At 65.9% G+C, this 13,914-nt stretch carries 14 protein-coding genes; 7 read left to right on the top strand and 7 right to left on the bottom strand.

Translation table 11 applies throughout. The features are described 5' to 3' along the window. Positions 1-199: 199 nt before the first annotated feature. On the top strand, positions 200-1,150 hold the full coding sequence (locus KZ498_RS04415) for a DUF5787 family protein (RefSeq protein ID WP_312617358.1): 951 nt from the start codon (positions 200-202) through the stop codon (positions 1,148-1,150). Positions 1,151-1,168: 18 nt separating this feature from the next. On the opposite strand, the gene KZ498_RS04410 is transcribed toward KZ498_RS04415, so the two are convergent. The 4 genes from KZ498_RS04410 to KZ498_RS04395 all read right to left on the bottom strand — a co-directional run bounded on the left by KZ498_RS04410 (position 1,169) and on the right by KZ498_RS04395 (position 4,206). Further along, the gene (locus KZ498_RS04410; RefSeq protein WP_312617127.1) at positions 1,169-1,531 is read right to left on the bottom strand and encodes a hypothetical protein; all 363 of its coding nucleotides are present in this window, start codon (positions 1,529-1,531) and stop codon (positions 1,169-1,171) included. A gap of 62 nt (positions 1,532-1,593) precedes the next feature. After that, positions 1,594-2,469, bottom strand: a complete 876-nt coding sequence (locus KZ498_RS04405; RefSeq protein WP_312617125.1) for an MBL fold metallo-hydrolase — start codon at positions 2,467-2,469, stop codon at positions 1,594-1,596. Between the two features lie 44 nt (positions 2,470-2,513). Then, entirely contained in the window at positions 2,514-2,789 is a 276-nt protein-coding gene (locus KZ498_RS04400; RefSeq protein WP_312617124.1) for a hypothetical protein, read from the bottom strand. A 73-nt stretch (positions 2,790-2,862) separates the two neighbouring features. After that, positions 2,863-4,206, bottom strand: a complete 1,344-nt coding sequence (locus KZ498_RS04395; protein ID WP_312617123.1) for an ATP-binding protein — start codon at positions 4,204-4,206, stop codon at positions 2,863-2,865. Positions 4,207-4,297: 91 nt separating this feature from the next. On the opposite strand from KZ498_RS04395, the gene KZ498_RS04390 reads away from it, so the two are divergent. From KZ498_RS04390 to KZ498_RS04380, 3 genes are all read left to right on the top strand, one after another. Next, positions 4,298-5,926 carry a DUF1508 domain-containing protein gene (locus KZ498_RS04390; RefSeq protein ID WP_312617122.1) on the top strand — a complete coding sequence of 543 codons (1,629 nt, stop codon included), beginning with the start codon at positions 4,298-4,300 and terminating at the stop codon, positions 5,924-5,926. An 88-nt stretch (positions 5,927-6,014) separates the two neighbouring features. Beyond that, positions 6,015-6,485, top strand: a complete 471-nt coding sequence (locus KZ498_RS04385; protein WP_312617121.1) for a pyridoxamine 5'-phosphate oxidase family protein — start codon at positions 6,015-6,017, stop codon at positions 6,483-6,485. Positions 6,486-6,590: 105 nt separating this feature from the next. Beyond that, on the top strand, positions 6,591-7,724 hold the full coding sequence (locus KZ498_RS04380; RefSeq protein ID WP_312617119.1) for a thiolase family protein: 1,134 nt from the start codon (positions 6,591-6,593) through the stop codon (positions 7,722-7,724). Between the two features lie 94 nt (positions 7,725-7,818). On the opposite strand, the gene KZ498_RS04375 is transcribed toward KZ498_RS04380, so the two are convergent. After that, complete coding sequence (locus tag KZ498_RS04375; RefSeq protein WP_312617118.1) at positions 7,819-8,226, bottom strand: hypothetical protein; 408 nt, start codon at positions 8,224-8,226, stop codon at positions 7,819-7,821. Positions 8,227-8,524: 298 nt separating this feature from the next. Further along, the gene (locus KZ498_RS04370; RefSeq protein ID WP_312617116.1) at positions 8,525-8,992 is read right to left on the bottom strand and encodes an NUDIX domain-containing protein; all 468 of its coding nucleotides are present in this window, start codon (positions 8,990-8,992) and stop codon (positions 8,525-8,527) included. Positions 8,993-9,272: 280 nt separating this feature from the next. On the opposite strand from KZ498_RS04370, the gene KZ498_RS04365 reads away from it, so the two are divergent. Both KZ498_RS04365 and KZ498_RS04360 read left to right on the top strand, forming a co-directional pair. After that, complete coding sequence (locus tag KZ498_RS04365) at positions 9,273-9,935, top strand: DUF47 family protein (RefSeq protein ID WP_312617114.1); 663 nt, start codon at positions 9,273-9,275, stop codon at positions 9,933-9,935. A gap of 105 nt (positions 9,936-10,040) precedes the next feature. Then, positions 10,041-10,496: a PaaI family thioesterase gene (locus tag KZ498_RS04360; RefSeq protein WP_312617112.1), complete on the top strand. Its 456-nt coding sequence runs from the start codon at positions 10,041-10,043 to the stop codon at positions 10,494-10,496. Here KZ498_RS04360 and KZ498_RS04355 read toward each other — a convergent pair. Beyond that, positions 10,493-12,397, bottom strand: coding sequence for a cation:proton antiporter (locus tag KZ498_RS04355; protein ID WP_312617110.1), 1,905 nt, complete (start codon positions 12,395-12,397; stop codon positions 10,493-10,495). The two genes, KZ498_RS04360 and KZ498_RS04355, sit on opposite strands and share 4 nt — an antisense overlap. Before the next feature lie 268 nt (positions 12,398-12,665). Between KZ498_RS04355 and KZ498_RS04350 the strand changes: the two genes are divergently transcribed. Further along, positions 12,666-13,913 (top strand): magnesium transporter, encoded by a 1,248-nt coding sequence (locus KZ498_RS04350; protein ID WP_312617108.1) that lies wholly within the window; start codon positions 12,666-12,668, stop codon positions 13,911-13,913. Position 13,914: the final 1 nt, after the last annotated feature.

The following is a 13,914-nucleotide window of genomic DNA, read 5'->3' as shown; positions in this document are numbered from 1 at the left end:
CAACTGATAAACCTACTGTTTGCGCCCGGAGCACCCCCGGCAAACCCGGTTCAATCGCCGGTCCGGTCCCCGCTGGCGGCGGCAAACTCACCGGATCGTTCGATGTCGCACCCGCTGGAGGTGCGCCACCCCCGTTACCGAGCGCGAGCGACGAGTGATGGACGCGGGGCTTTTGCCCGTCCCGGCCCTGCCTCCGGTCGTGCGGGAGTTCGACTTCGAACTGGCGCTGTGTGCCCACCTGGAACGCGAGGGCCGCCTCGTGAGCCGTCAGCTCGGCGGGGCCGTCCACGGCCGGCGCGTCCTCGACACCGTCGTCGTCGAGCCGGGTCCCGAGTTCGACGAGCGGGCGGCAATCACCAGCGAGCGGCTGCCGACCGCGGCCATCGAGAGCGACGTCGGTCCGGGCCGCGCCCGCTACTGGAAGGACGCGTTCGACTGCCACCCCGACCGCGCCGAGCGGGCCGTCGAACTGGCCGTCGAGCGGGGGTTCTTCGAGCGCGAGCGCCGCGGCGGCCGGACGTACGTCCGTCAGACGACGCGGTACCCCGACTGGTTCGACGGCATCGTCGCCATCGAGAACAAGCCGGACCTGGGTCGACCCGGCGACCTCGAAGCACAGCTCCGGACCGACGTGTCGCTAGCGCTCGCGGACCGCGTCGTGCTGGCGACGGCCTCCTACGTCACCGGGGCCCACCTCAACCGGATTCCCGAGGAGGTCGGCGTCTGGCGGTTCGACCCCGACAGCGGGAGGATAACCGTCCGCCGGGCGGCGACGCCGCTGTCGACCGACGACGCCGGCGTCGAACTGCTGGAGGAGAGGACGCTCCGGACGGACGTGCGCATCGTCAGCGCCGCCGAGAAGGCCCGCGGGCGCCGGCGACTGGCCGAACGGGCCTACGGCAAGGGGTGGCGGAGCTTCGACTACCCGGCGTGTGAGCGCTGTTCGCCCGACGGTGATGGGGTTCCGTACTGTGGGTGGAAGGACCGCGCCGTCCGCGAGAGCGACGAGTGCGGCCCGGGCTGCGGGGGCCACGAGGCGGCCGACCCGCCGGCCGTCGACGGCGAGTCGCTTCGAGCCGAGCGGACGCCCTGGCGGGCGGACCCCGACGGTCGCAGGCACCGCCAGTCGGGACTGGACCGGTTCGGATAGTCGAAAAAGTCGTCCGCGCTACCGGTCGCCGTCAGCCGAGAGCGCGTCGTCGGCAGCGTCGCCGTCCGTCGAAGAAGCGGCGTCGGCAGCGTCGCCGTCCGTCGGAGGCGCGTCGGCAGGCGGGACGCCGCCGTCGCCGGCGGCCCGGGGGCCGTGCCGTTCGTAGTTGTCTTCGGTCACCGCAGGAGCCGCAGCCGCGACCTGAGCCGCGTGTTTCGTTCTGGCCCGGTAGTTCGCCGCGGCCGCGATGCCGACACAGGCCACCAGTCCCACCACCGGAACCCAGTCGACACTGCCTGCGATGACCTGCTGGATGGCGGTTGCGAGGCCGCCGCCGGCCAGCGACAGCCCACCGACCTCCGCGATGCCGCGCCTGTCCATACAGCGGCCTCACCCGCGACGACCTATAAGATACCGGCCGTTTCACGGCGCCGAACGCGACGTCAGAGCGTGAACCGCTCGCCGTCGAGCCCGATGTCGTCGGCGAAGGCCCTGTCCGCGGGGACGTAATGTGCGGTGTGGACGATGCGGTAGTCCTCGGCCTCGATGTCGGCGGCGAAGTCCCGTGCGCCGGGCAAGGTCATGTGTTTCGTGCCGAAGGTCCGCGGAACGCCGTTCTCGTCGTGGTGCGTGCCGCCTTTCGGGTGGTACTCGCAGGCCTCCGGGTGGACGATGCCCTCGACGAGCGCCAGGTCGGCGCCGGTCAGCACGACTTTCGAGCGGTCGGGCACGTCATAGCAGGTGTCCCCGGAGATGGACAGCACCGCGCCGGTCTGTGGTTCCTCGATTCGCAGGCCGTAACACAGAAGCGGCGGGTGCGTGACCGGGACGAGCGTCACCTCGAAGCCGGCGACGGTGAACGGCTCGAAGGGGGTCTGAGCGTGGACCGACACCGTATCGAGATAGTCATAACGGCTCCGGACGCCCTCGGCGACGCTCTCGCCGGTCACCGGGTCCGTCTCGTCGGCGGCGTGGACCGGCAGTTCGTCGAACAGGCGGTAGGCGTTGCCGAGGCCGTCGAGGTGGTCGAAGTGGACGTGCGTGACGATAGCCGCGTCCGGCAGCGGGACCGATTCGCGGAGAAACTGGTGGCGGAAGTCCGGGCTCAGGTCGATCAGGAGCGACTCGTCCGTCGCGTCGTTGCGCAGCGCCACCGAAAAGCGCGACCGTTCGACGCCCCCGGTCGGGTCGATGCCGCGCTCGCGAGCGCGGGCCCGTAGTTCCTCGTCGGGGTCGCGCGCCCGTTCGCAGGTGTCACAGTCGCACTGGACGGTCGGCGTCCCCGTCGTGTCGCCGGTCCCAAGCAGCGTGACCTCCATCACCTACGGGTCAGAGGGCGACCCGCGTAAGCCCCTCGCTTTCGTTACTGCTCGCCGGCGAGTTCGCTGGGGTCGACGCCCTGTCGGTCCAGCGTCTCCGCCAGCAGGGACTGCGCGCGCTCGTCGGAGAGGTCGTCGAACAGGCAATCGAGAAAGCCTTCGAGCAATGCCGGCCGGATACGCAGGTCGACGTACTCGACCTGCTTCTCGGCGATTACGACGTCTACGTCCCACTCGCCTTCCTCGGGGTCAGTCATGCGCACGTCGACCCACGCCTCGGCGGGGTCGTCTGTCTCGGTGAACACGTCGTCGTCGGCCATGGCTACGGGATGATTCCCGTACTGATAAGTAAATCGCCGCTACCGACGGCCCCACCGGCGTTCGAACCCGGCGTCAGTGGTCGTGGTCGTGCCCGCCGTCCCCGTCGCCGGAGAACCCGCCGCTCCCGGCGACCAGGGCGTCGGCGTCGCCGTCCATCATGTCCATGTTCTTGAGGTTGTCCCGCTCCTCGAAGTCGACGATGGCGTCTTCGAGGTCCTGCTGTGTGAGCGTGGTCCGCTCCTCGGTCAGGGCGTTGAGGACAGCCTCACGGAGCACGAGTCGGAGGTCGCTCCCGGTCAGCCCCTCGGTCAGCTCCGCCAGCGTCTCGGGGTCGAAGTCGTCGATCTCCATCTGCTGGGTGACGATGCGGAGGATGTCCGCGCGCATCCCGTGGTCCGGCTTGGGGAAGTTGACGATCTCGTCGAAGCGCCGCCAGGCGGCGGCGTCGAGCTGGTCGGGGTGGTTCGTCGCGCCGATGAGCAACACCTCGTCCTGGATGAGCGATATCTCGTCGATGCTCTTGAGCAGGGTGTTGACGGCACGCTTGATAGCGGCGTGTTCGTCGGAGGAGCGGGTCTTTGCGACGAAGTCGAACTCGTCCATAAAGAGGATACACGGCGAGAGCCGCTTTGCGACCTCGAACACCTTCTCGACGTTCTTGGCCGTCTCGCCGAGGTACTGGCTGGTAATCATCGACAGCTTCACCTCGACAAAGGGCAGGTCGAGGTCGTGAGCGAGCGCGCGGGCGACGCTGGTCTTGCCGGTCCCCGGCGGCCCGACGAAGAGGAGTTTCCCGATCTCACGGAGGCCGATGCGGGCGAGGTAGTCGCGGTGCTCGATGGCCTTGACGATCTTCTGTATCTCGTCTTCCTGGTCGGTCGTCAACACCAGGTCGGCCAGCGTCATCTCGACCTCTTCTGGGGCGCGCACGTCGACCAGGTCGAGCATCTCCTCGTCGTCCTCGTCGTCGGTGTCGAAGGCCTCTTCGAGTTTGGCGTCGATGAACGCGCGGTCGGCGCGGGACGGTCGGTTCTGCTCGCGAGCGCGCTCGTAGTCGGCGCCCTCGACCTGGTCCTCGTAGGCTTTCGCCAGGACCGGGTTGTCTTCGAGATCCGCGGCGTCGACCCGTTCGAGGAACCACTCCTCGGCAAGACTGCGGTCGGTCAGGGAGATGCTCCCCGAGAAGTCGTCGCGGTCGGTGAACATCAGCCCGGAGATGGCCGCCCAGGGCCGCTCGACGCCGGTGGCCTCGCTCGCGGTCGTGTTGGTGATCGACAGGGGCCGTTCGATCTTGCCGTCGCTCCAGAAGACGGACCGGTACGAGGCCGGCAGGTCGTCCGGCTCGAGGTCCCGCCGCTCGCTGTAAATAGTGGCCGTCAGCAGAAACTCAACGACATCCAGTTCCGGATTGCTCATTCCCACTGATGTTACCACGCGACCGGTATAAGTCACTCGAAGCCCCGGTGACCGACACCAGGGTAATGTACCCCCTCTGTGTATCACCATCGTGGCAACTGATAACGCTTTAATATCGGTATATCGGAACCGTATCGGCGAGCCGACGACCGACGACGAGGCCTACGGCTACTGGCTGTTCGTCTTCGGTATCGTTCTTGGTATTGTCGGGCTCCTGTTGTTTTATTTGACAGCCTCCCGCAGCACGCCGCGACAGTTCGGCTATCTGCTGGGAGCCATCGGGCTCATACTGCTGTTTGCGGGCCCGACAATCAGACTACCGCTGACACGACGTGGCCTGATACTCACCTACCTCGGTGCCGTGGTCGGACTGGCCGCGATTGTGTGGTTCACCACCTTCTACCCGTCGAGCTGGGCCGGCCCCGAGGGGAACCCGGCGGTGACGCTGTACATCGTCGGCCTTGGACTGATGGCCGTCGGGGCGGTCGTCTCCCCGCTGCTGACCGGCCGGAAGGAAGCGTACGAGGAAGCCGTTCGGACGGCACAGGAGGCCACTGTACTGGCCGAACAATCCGCACGGGACGCAGACCAGGCGTCGCGGGATGCCGACCGGGCCTCAGAAGAAGCACACCAACAGACCCAGGCGGCCGAACAGGCGACCCGCGAACGGGACACGCTGGCCGAGGAGCTGGCGAGCAGCGAGACCGCCCGCGGGGAGATGGAAACGGTCACCGCGGCCACCGAAGCTGAACTCGCCGCGGCCCACGCCACCATCGCGGCTGCGATGGACAGCAAGGCGACGTTCGAACTGTACGAGGACTCCGGGGGCAAGTTCCGCTGGCGGCTCCGCCACCGGAATTCGAACATCATCGCCGACAGCGCACAGGGCTATTCCTCGCGCCAGAAGGCGATGCAGGGGCTGCGAAGCGTCCAGTCCAACGCCGCCGGCGGGGCCGTCGTCTTCTTCGAGGACGCGACCGAGGACGACGCCGCCGAGGACGTACCGGTCGTGCCGGCCCCCGAGAGCGACGCCGCGTTCGAACTGTTCGAGGACTCGGCCGGGGAGTTCCGCTGGCGCCTGCGCCACGACAACGGCAACATCCTCGCCGACTCCGGCGAGGGGTACGCCTCGAAGTCGAACGTCCGCCGGGCGCTGAAAAGCGTCCGCGCACACGTCCCCGGCGCGGCCTACCTCGAGGTCGACCCCGTAGCGTACGAGGTGTACACAGACGCCGCCGGGGAGTTCCGCTGGCGCTTGCTCCACCGCAACGGCAACATTCTGGCCGACAGCGGCGAGGGGTACAGCTCCCGGTCCAACGCCCGACGGGCGGCCCGTCGAGTCAGCGAACTCGCGCCCGAATCCGAGGTCGACGACGGCATCGAAGTGTACGAGGACAAGGGCAACGAGTGGCGCTGGCGCCTCCGAGCGGCCAACGGGGAACTCGTCGCCGACAGCGGCGAAGGGTACACGAACCGGTCGAAGGCCATGGACGCCGTCGAGCGACTCCAGTCCCACGCCGCCGACGCCCACCTGCTGGAGATCGGGAGCGCGGCGTTCGAAGTGTACGAGGACAAGGGCAACGAGTGGCGCTGGCGACTCCGCCACCGCAACGGCGAAATCATCGCCGACTCCGGCGAGGGGTACACCGAGCGCAACAAAGCCGTCGCCGCCATCGAGCGGGTCAAGCGCCACGCGCCCGGTGCAACAGAAGACGGGTAGCGCCCTCTGAGACCCTTCAGGCGGCCGATTCTCCGTACGGGAGAATAACCGAATTAATTAAACAGGTTTCGACAGAAGTTATACACAGATGACAATAGACACGCTCGAAGCGGCCGGACTCGCGCGCATGGACGACAGCGACATCGCGGCGTTTCTGTCGAACCAGCGGGTCGGTGTGCTGGGCCTGCCAACCGAGAACGGACCGTACATGATTCCCCTGTCGTTCGGGTACGATGGCGACCGACTCCTGTATTTCACCTTCATCGGTGGGTCGGCGAGTCGCAAACAACAGTTGACCGAGGCGGCGGCGGACGCGACTGTGCTCGTGTACAAAGTCGAATCGATGTTCCACTGGGAGAGTGTCCTGCTACAGGGCGGTATCGAGGCCGTCCCCGAGTCCGAGTGGGACGATCTCGCGGAGGTGCTTGAAGCGGCGTGGCGGCCGGAGCTGTTCGCGGACGCTATCGAGGACGGCGATATCGCAATCTACCAGTTCCGCATCGATGAGAAGGAAGGGCTCAGACACGCCGGCCTGCCGCCGGGGTTCGAACCGGAGTGACCCCGCTGCTCGAACACAGCGGGAAGCGGCCGGTCGGCCGACAACGGTTCCCCCGCTGTGGAGAGTTTGTCAGGATTTAACACAGGTCGAGACGTTCCGTTGTTCATGCCCACACCTGTTATCGTGGATGCTGTCAGAACGCCCCAGGGGAAGGAGGACGGCGCGCTCGCCGGCGTCCGAAGCGAAGACCTCTCGGTGCCGCTGGTCAACCAGTTACTCGCGTCGACCGGCATCGAATCCGAGCACGTCGACGACCTGCTGTGGGGGTGTGCCCAGCAGCGCGGGGAACAGGGCAACAACATGGCTCGCGTCATCGCCTTGCTGTCGGACCTCGGCGAGAGCGTTCCCGCGTCGACTATCAACCGCTGGTGTGCATCCTCCGCCGAAGCGCTGATGCGGGCTGCCGACGCTATCGCGGCCGGGCAGCGCGACGTGCTCATCGCCGGCGGCGTCGAGTCGATGTCCCGCGTGAACATGGGCGAGAACACCCACAACGTCCACCCGGGGCTGGCCGAGCACTACAACATCGGCGAACTCCAGATGGGAATGACCGCAGAGAAGGTCGCCGACGAGAAGGCGGTCGCCCGGCAGGAGCAAGACGAGTACGCGCTCCGGAGCCACCAGCGCGCCGCCGACGCGACAGAATCAGGTCGCTTCGACGACGAGATCGTCCCCATCGATACCGAGGACGGGCGGTTCGAGGAAGACGAGGGTATCCGCCCCGATACCACGCTCGAGAAGCTGTCCGAGCTACCGACGGTGTTCAAGTCGGACGGCACGGTCACGCCCGGCAACGCCTCGCAGGTTTCCGACGGCGCGGCAGGGCTGATGGTCACGTCACGCGAGTTCGCGGCGGACCGCGGGCTCGACGTGCTGGCAGAAATCGGTTCTCACGAGGTCGCCGGCGTCGACCCGACCGTGATGGGTATCGGCCCGGTCCCCGCCGTCCGCAAACTCACCGAGCGCACTGACCGCGAGACCGAGGACTACGACCTCGTGGAACTCAACGAGGCCTTCGCCTCCCAGTGTCTGTACTGCCAGCGCGAACTCGGCTTCGACGACGACATCTACAACGTCAACGGGGGCGCAATCGCCATCGGCCATCCGCTCGGGGCCTCCGGCGCGCGCCTCCCGGTGACGCTCATCCACGAGATGAACCGCCGCGACGCGGAGCTGGGCCTGGCGACCGAGTGTGTCGGCTTCGGACAGGGCGCGGCTATCGAGTTCCGACTCCCCTGACCGTTCAACACTCCGCACGAGCGGCTTGCAGTTTTGCGTTCGGGGCGTGCACCTCGCGACCGCTGGATAGTCCGTGCTTTTGGCCTTCTCGTTGTCAATCCGGTCGCTTCTCCTGTAGCACCTCTGATGCGGGGGCCAGCGGGGGGCGTTTCCGGTCGTTGCGCTTCCGGAATCGGTCCGAACTGGTTGCAGGCAGATAGAAGAGGTCCTTAAACTGGTCGGGGACGGTCCTGAACTCCTGCTCACCGCGTTCCCTGAACACCGTTTTGAGGAACCGTTCGATACGACCTTGGTCAGTAGAGAACTGATACATGGCAGGGGTGTAGAACTCCTTCGTGGGTTCTTCCGTGACAACCCTCGCCTCCAGGTCGCTCCGGTCGTGGAACAGCCCAACGAGTACCCGCTCGATCGCTCCCGGTTCTGTTGAAAACTGGAACGTTGCCGGGACGTAGAACTCAACCTCCTCGGCATCTTCGCTCTGTGAACCTGTCTCGGTATCCATTATCAACCACCACCTAAGTGTTAATCCATGTACATATAAGTATTGCCGGCTTTTATTTTTCGTGGGCGTTCTCTCGCACCTGTATCGCCACAGAGCGCGTCGAACCGCTGCTCGTCATGGTGTCTCTCACGACGACAACCGCCACGGTGGCGAGTTCGAGTAGGGCTGTGTCAGAACCACGCCGACTACGACAGAGCAAAACAGCACTGGTCTCCACTATCTCCGACGTCGGCAAGACGTTCCTTGCAAGCGGTGTCGCTCCCGCAGACCAGGTTTATCAGAGAATAAAGAGCTAGGCCTAGTCGGCAGCCACGTCGCCGGCCGCCATCGCCTCGGCGGGACTCGAAAGCGAGTGGAGGTAGTCGTCGAGGTCGAGTGCAAAGGTGGCGTCGGTCGGGAGGTCGACCCACGAGAACTCGAACTCAGCGCCGCGTTCCTCGCCCGTCCCAGTGACGGTGTGGACCCAGTGGTCACGGGACTCGTGGACGGGGAGGTGGTAGAACGACCGGACGTACCGCTTCGGGGGCGACTGGCGGCGCGTCCAGACGTCGGTGGCGATGTGTTGCAGGCGCTCGAAGGAGGCGAGACCGCTCTCCTCGACGGCCTCTCGCTGTACGGCTACCTGCGGTCGCTCGCCCGGTTCGACGGTCCCTTTCGGTATCTGTAGCCCGTCGTGGCCCGGCCCGTCGAACACCAGCAGTTCAGACCCGTTCCTGGTGATGTAGGCGCAGGCTTTCTTGACGTACGTAGCCCGCTGTGGTTGCATGCTACCCGGTAGCGACGGTAGACATATAGTAGTACCCACATATCTGCCTAGAATCATATTAGGTCATCGGGGGACAGAAAGGCGCCACTCGGGGGTGGCCCTATAGTAACAATTGAAACGATTTACACACTGACCGCACTGCAGTCGTGCGGTCGGGTGTGCATTGATTTTCAATGGCTACTATAGAGAGGTGTCAGTGAGAACGGTCAAGTGACTCTACCGAAGCGGTATATAGGTCACATAGCAGTGTTTTCCAGCGGGTTTTCGCTTGGGTACACTGATGGCACCCGGACCAGCGGAGTACACGACCGATGTGGCAGAGAAGGCAACAGCGTATCTTACCGCGGTCGAGGACTGCCTCGTGTTGCTGCCACAGGCGCTTGCAGTGTATGACGACGCTCGGGCGTTTACCGACACAACGGCCGAACTCGGGCAGCAGGAATCGGTGTGTGACGAGCACCGGCGGCGGCTGTGTGGGGCAGTCGGACGTGCCCGACCGGAGTTTTCCGCGCTGTATCTGCGTGGCGCAGAACTCACCGAGTTGTTCACCATGGTGGACGCGGTCCCGGACGCCGCGGAGGCGTTCGTCCGGGACTTCGATGCGATGTCGCCGGCGCTCGCCGAGGCGACGGCCCGGCGGCTGCAGGACATGGCCGCGCTGGTGTGTCAGGCGAGCGAGCTTCTCACCCGGGCCATCGAAACCTACGTCCGGGCCCTCGTGACCGACGACTCGGCGCCGCCGGTCGCCGGCGCCGTCGAACGCATCACGGAACTGGAGTCACAGTGTGACCAGTACCGAAACGAAATCGTCGCCCGCGCGTTCGAGCAGCAGTCGACAGCGGATGCACTCGTGGTTCGTGAACTCGTACAGTCCCTGGACGCGGTTCCGGACGCGGTCGAAGACGCCGCCGACCAGCTGGTGTTTTGCTGGAGTGATATGTAGGCCCGCCATCGAGCCATCGTCAGGGCCAGAGCGAAGGGCGACCACACCGAGCCCGTTTCCGGCCGTTGTCGGGGGCTTATGGGACTCGCTTCCCTGGGGATAGCCATGAGTCTCCAATCGATGTTCAACGACATCCCGTTTGTCAAGCAGTTAGGGATGGAGATAACCGCCGTCGAGGAGGGGTATGCGGCGGGCGAACTCCCCTTGGAGGACGCCCACTCCTCGAACCCCGAATCGATGATCGCACACGGCGGCGTCACGTACTCGCTCGTCGACACCGTCGGCGGGGCGGCCGTCGTCTCGCAGTCGGGCACCGTCTCGCCGACGGTGGACATGCGGATCGATTACCTCGCGCCGGCGACCACCGATCTACGGACCGAGGCGGAGGTGGTCCGGAGCGGTGGGAGCGTGTCCGTCGTCGATGCGGAGGTGTACGACACCGATGGCCGCCACATCGCGAGCGCCCGGGGGACGTACAAGACTGACGGCGACCGCAGCGAGTCGCTGTGGTCAAGAGGCGTCGACGAGTCCGACGTCAAACAGCTCATCGGCGATGACTAATCGCCACTGACCAGTTTCATCCCGTCGCGGACGGACTCCCGACGGCCAAGCAGCGTCACCATGTCGCCCGCTTCGAGGACGTAGTCGGCCGTCGGCACCTCCGCGTTCTCGTGGCGTTCGCCGCTGACGAGCGCGACCAGACAGGCTTCGGGCAGCATCGGCCCGACCTCGCGGATCGACTTCCCGATGAGCTCGGAGTTGGTGACCTCGACCTCCTGGACGTCACCGTTGCGACCGATGTCGGTCATCCAGTGGGCGATGGCCGGGCGCTCGATCTGGTTGTCGATGGCCCAGGCCGTCGCCATCGCCGAGGAGATGGTCCGGACGCCGAGGTCCTCGAAGGCCTCGACGTTGTCAGGGTTGTTCGCGCGGGCGATGACCCGTTCGACGCCGAACTTCGAACTCGCCAGCTGTGACACCAGCAGGTTCGCGTCGTCGTCACCGGTCGCCGCGACGACGGTCTTTGCGTTTTCAGCCCCGGCCGACCGCAACATGTCGGTGTCGGTGCCGTCGCCGATCTCGACGGCGTAGCCGTCGTTGCGGGCTCGTTCGACTATCTCTTCGTCCTGCTCGATGATGACGACGTTCTCGCCTCTGTCTTCGAGGCGTGCGGCGAGCGCTCGGCCCACCTGTCCGCCGCCGACGATGATGACTCGCATTGGTATCACATCCAGTTTTTTCGCGATAGACCGCGCAAGTCCGCCCTCGAAGAGGGCGGTCGCAAAGATGACCAGAAAGACGGTGCCCAGCAGGATGTCCGCCTGCGTCCCCAGCAGTTCAGCCTGTGCCCCGCCGATCTCCTCGGCCGCGACGTTCAGTTCGACGGCAAACAGCGTGGCGACGGACGCCGGAATAATACCGCGTGGCCCGACGAAGCTGACGAACAGTTTCTCGTTGGTGGTGAACCTGTCACCGACGGTCGAGACGAACACCAGCAGCGGTCGGATGACCAGCGCGACGGCGAGGACGACGATGATGCCCGACAGCCCGACGTCGATGAGCGACGCGAGCTCCAGCTGGGCCGCCAGCGCGATGAACACGAACGACAGCACCAGCAGCGTGATGTCGCCTTTGAACTCCTCGATGTCCTCCTCGTAGGGGTGGTCGACGTTGCCCAGCGCCATCCCCGCCGTCGCGGCGGCGGCGACGCCGGCTTCGGTCGCAATCGTGTTCGCGCCCGCGTAGGCGATGAGGGCCCCGGCGAGCACGAGCAGCCGGGAGTTCCGCGGGGCGTCACCGGGCGAGAGGTCGACGTACTGGAGGAGGTAGTACACCACGCCGGCGACGAGGAGGCCGACGAGCAGCCCCGTTCCCAGCCGGAGCGCGAACGCCCGCAACAGCCCCTCGCTCGACGCCGCCGGGTTGACCGTCTCGAAGATGACGACGGCGATGATGGCCGCGGTCACGTCGTTGACGATTCCCTCCGTCTCCAGCGCGGCGGCGACGCGGTCCCGGACCGGGACGACGTTGAGAATCGGGGTGATGACCGTCGGGCCTGTTGCGACCAGCAGCGCGCCGATGAGGAACGCGACGTTCCAGGAGACGGCCGCGGAGTTGAACGCGAGCTTGACAGCGATGGCGGTGCCCACGAGTGCGATAGCCGCACCGACGGTGACGAGCCTGAACGTCGCGGCCGGGGCCTCGCGCAGACGGTCGAACCGGAGGTGGTAGGCCCCCTCGAAGACGATGATTGCGACCGCTAACCCGACGATGGCCGACAGCGCCCCGCCGAAGGTACCGTCACCGATGATGCCCAGTCCGGGCTGGCCGATGATGACGCCCACCAGCAGGTAAAAGATGATACTGGGCACGCGTAGCCGTGCAGCGAGGACCTGTGCAAGAACGCCCAGTCCGATGATGCCGGCGACAAGCGGAATCAGTAGCCCCGAACTACCAGCCACAGTTGGCCTCCATCTGTCGCTCTCAATGGGTGCCCGGTGTATAAACGCACGCACTGCCGCTCGCGGTCACCCGTCGGCGGACGACTCCACCCGGTCGTCGGGTCGATGCCGACCTCGCTCTCGATGGCCAGCGACGTACACACCCCAAACGAGACACAGAAGACACGAAAACCGGAATTCTCCGGCTGTTCGTCCGCCCAGTTGCGCACTGAGACAGTGCCCGCAGAAGTGACCCAACTAATTAGGTGATGGCACTGGCGTGACAGGTATGGAGGAATCGGGAACAGAGGTCACGCAGGCGGTTGCAACGTCGTCAACGCCGGCGGCGGAGTTCGGAACACTGTCGCGGAGCGGGCAACGGCAGGTGTTCTTCCAGCTCCCGGAGACGGTCCAGACGTCGCTGGTCGCGGATATGGACCGCGAGCAACTACAGCGGTTCGTCCGGCGGCTTGACCCCGACGAGGTGGCGGACGTACTGGGGCTGGCCGACGAGGAAACACGCGAGCGCGTGCTTCAGCGACTCGACGACGACCGACGGCAAAGAGCCGAGTTCCTGCTCGAGTTCAGCCCCGAGAGCGCGGCCGGGTTGATGCACCTCGATTACGTCACGGTAGATGTCGACCGAAGCCTGGCCGACGTCGCGCGCCGCGTCGAGCGACACGAGGAGCGGACCGGCCGGTTCCCGAAAATCTTCATCACCGACGGCGACGACCTGATCGGGGAACTCCCCGGGCAGACGCTGGCGATGACAGACGGGGACACAGTCGACCTCCGGGACCACGTCCGCGCGACACCGTCGGTGCGGTTCGACAGCCCAGACACCGACGTGGTCGACGTGTTCCGCGCGAACCCGGAGAGCTCCGTCGCCGTCCTGGACGACGACGGCAGCATCCTCGGGGTCATCTACGCCGAGGACCTCCTGCGGGTCATCGAGGAGGAGGCCGGCGAGACGCTGTACGAGTTCACGGGCGTCCGCGAGGAGGAGAGCGTCCTCGACGGGCCGCTGTCGAAGGTCCGCTCCCGCTACAAGTGGCTCATCATCAACCTCGGGACGGCGTTTCTCGCCGCCGGAATGGTCGGCTTCTTCGAGGACACCATCGCGGCGTTCACCCTGCTGGCGGTGTACATGCCGGTCGTCGCCGGGATGGGCGGCAACGCCGGCACACAGTCGATGGCCGTCACGGTCCGCGGACTCGCCTTCGGCCAGATTTCGCTGTCGACCGGGAGCCAAGCCATCCTCAACGAGGTCATCGCCGGCGCTGCCAACGGCGCTATCACCGGCGTCCTCGTCGCGGTAATCGCCACCGTGTTCAATCAGAGCCCGCTGCTGGGACTGGTGCTTGGCGTATCGATGGTGCTGAACCTCGTCATCGCTGGCTTTTTCGGGACCCTAATCCCGATGGTTCTTGACAAGGTCGGGAAGGACCCCGCCACGTCAGCGACCATCTTCATCACGACCGCGACGGACGTGCTGGGCTTCTTTATCTTCCTCGGCCTGGCCCAGAGCGTCCTCTAGG

The sequence above is a fragment of the Haloarcula sp. 1CSR25-25 genome (assembly GCF_032027985.1).
In the GTDB taxonomy this organism is placed as follows: Archaea; Halobacteriota; Halobacteria; order Halobacteriales; family Haloarculaceae; genus Haloarcula.
This window is presented reverse-complemented; position numbering and strand designations above follow the sequence as displayed.

Excerpts from the sequence above, each read along its gene's own strand:
- KZ498_RS04405 (WP_312617125.1), bottom strand. The coding sequence starts at position 2,469 with ATGGAGGTCACGCTGCTTGGGACCGGCGACACGACGGGGACGCCGACC.
- KZ498_RS04410 (WP_312617127.1), bottom strand. The coding sequence starts at position 1,531 with ATGGACAGGCGCGGCATCGCGGAGGTCGGTGGGCTGTCGCTGGCCGGC.
- KZ498_RS04400 (WP_312617124.1), bottom strand. The coding sequence starts at position 2,789 with ATGGCCGACGACGACGTGTTCACCGAGACAGACGACCCCGCCGAGGCG.
- KZ498_RS04370 (WP_312617116.1), bottom strand. The coding sequence starts at position 8,992 with ATGCAACCACAGCGGGCTACGTACGTCAAGAAAGCCTGCGCCTACATC.
- KZ498_RS04380 (WP_312617119.1), top strand. The coding sequence starts at position 6,591 with ATGCCCACACCTGTTATCGTGGATGCTGTCAGAACGCCCCAGGGGAAG.
- KZ498_RS04375 (WP_312617118.1), bottom strand. The coding sequence starts at position 8,226 with ATGGATACCGAGACAGGTTCACAGAGCGAAGATGCCGAGGAGGTTGAG.
- KZ498_RS04350 (WP_312617108.1), top strand. The coding sequence starts at position 12,666 with ATGGAGGAATCGGGAACAGAGGTCACGCAGGCGGTTGCAACGTCGTCA.
- KZ498_RS04360 (WP_312617112.1), top strand. The coding sequence starts at position 10,041 with ATGAGTCTCCAATCGATGTTCAACGACATCCCGTTTGTCAAGCAGTTA.
- KZ498_RS04365 (WP_312617114.1), top strand. The coding sequence starts at position 9,273 with ATGGCACCCGGACCAGCGGAGTACACGACCGATGTGGCAGAGAAGGCA.
- KZ498_RS04385 (WP_312617121.1), top strand. The coding sequence starts at position 6,015 with ATGACAATAGACACGCTCGAAGCGGCCGGACTCGCGCGCATGGACGAC.
- KZ498_RS04395 (WP_312617123.1), bottom strand. The coding sequence starts at position 4,206 with ATGAGCAATCCGGAACTGGATGTCGTTGAGTTTCTGCTGACGGCCACT.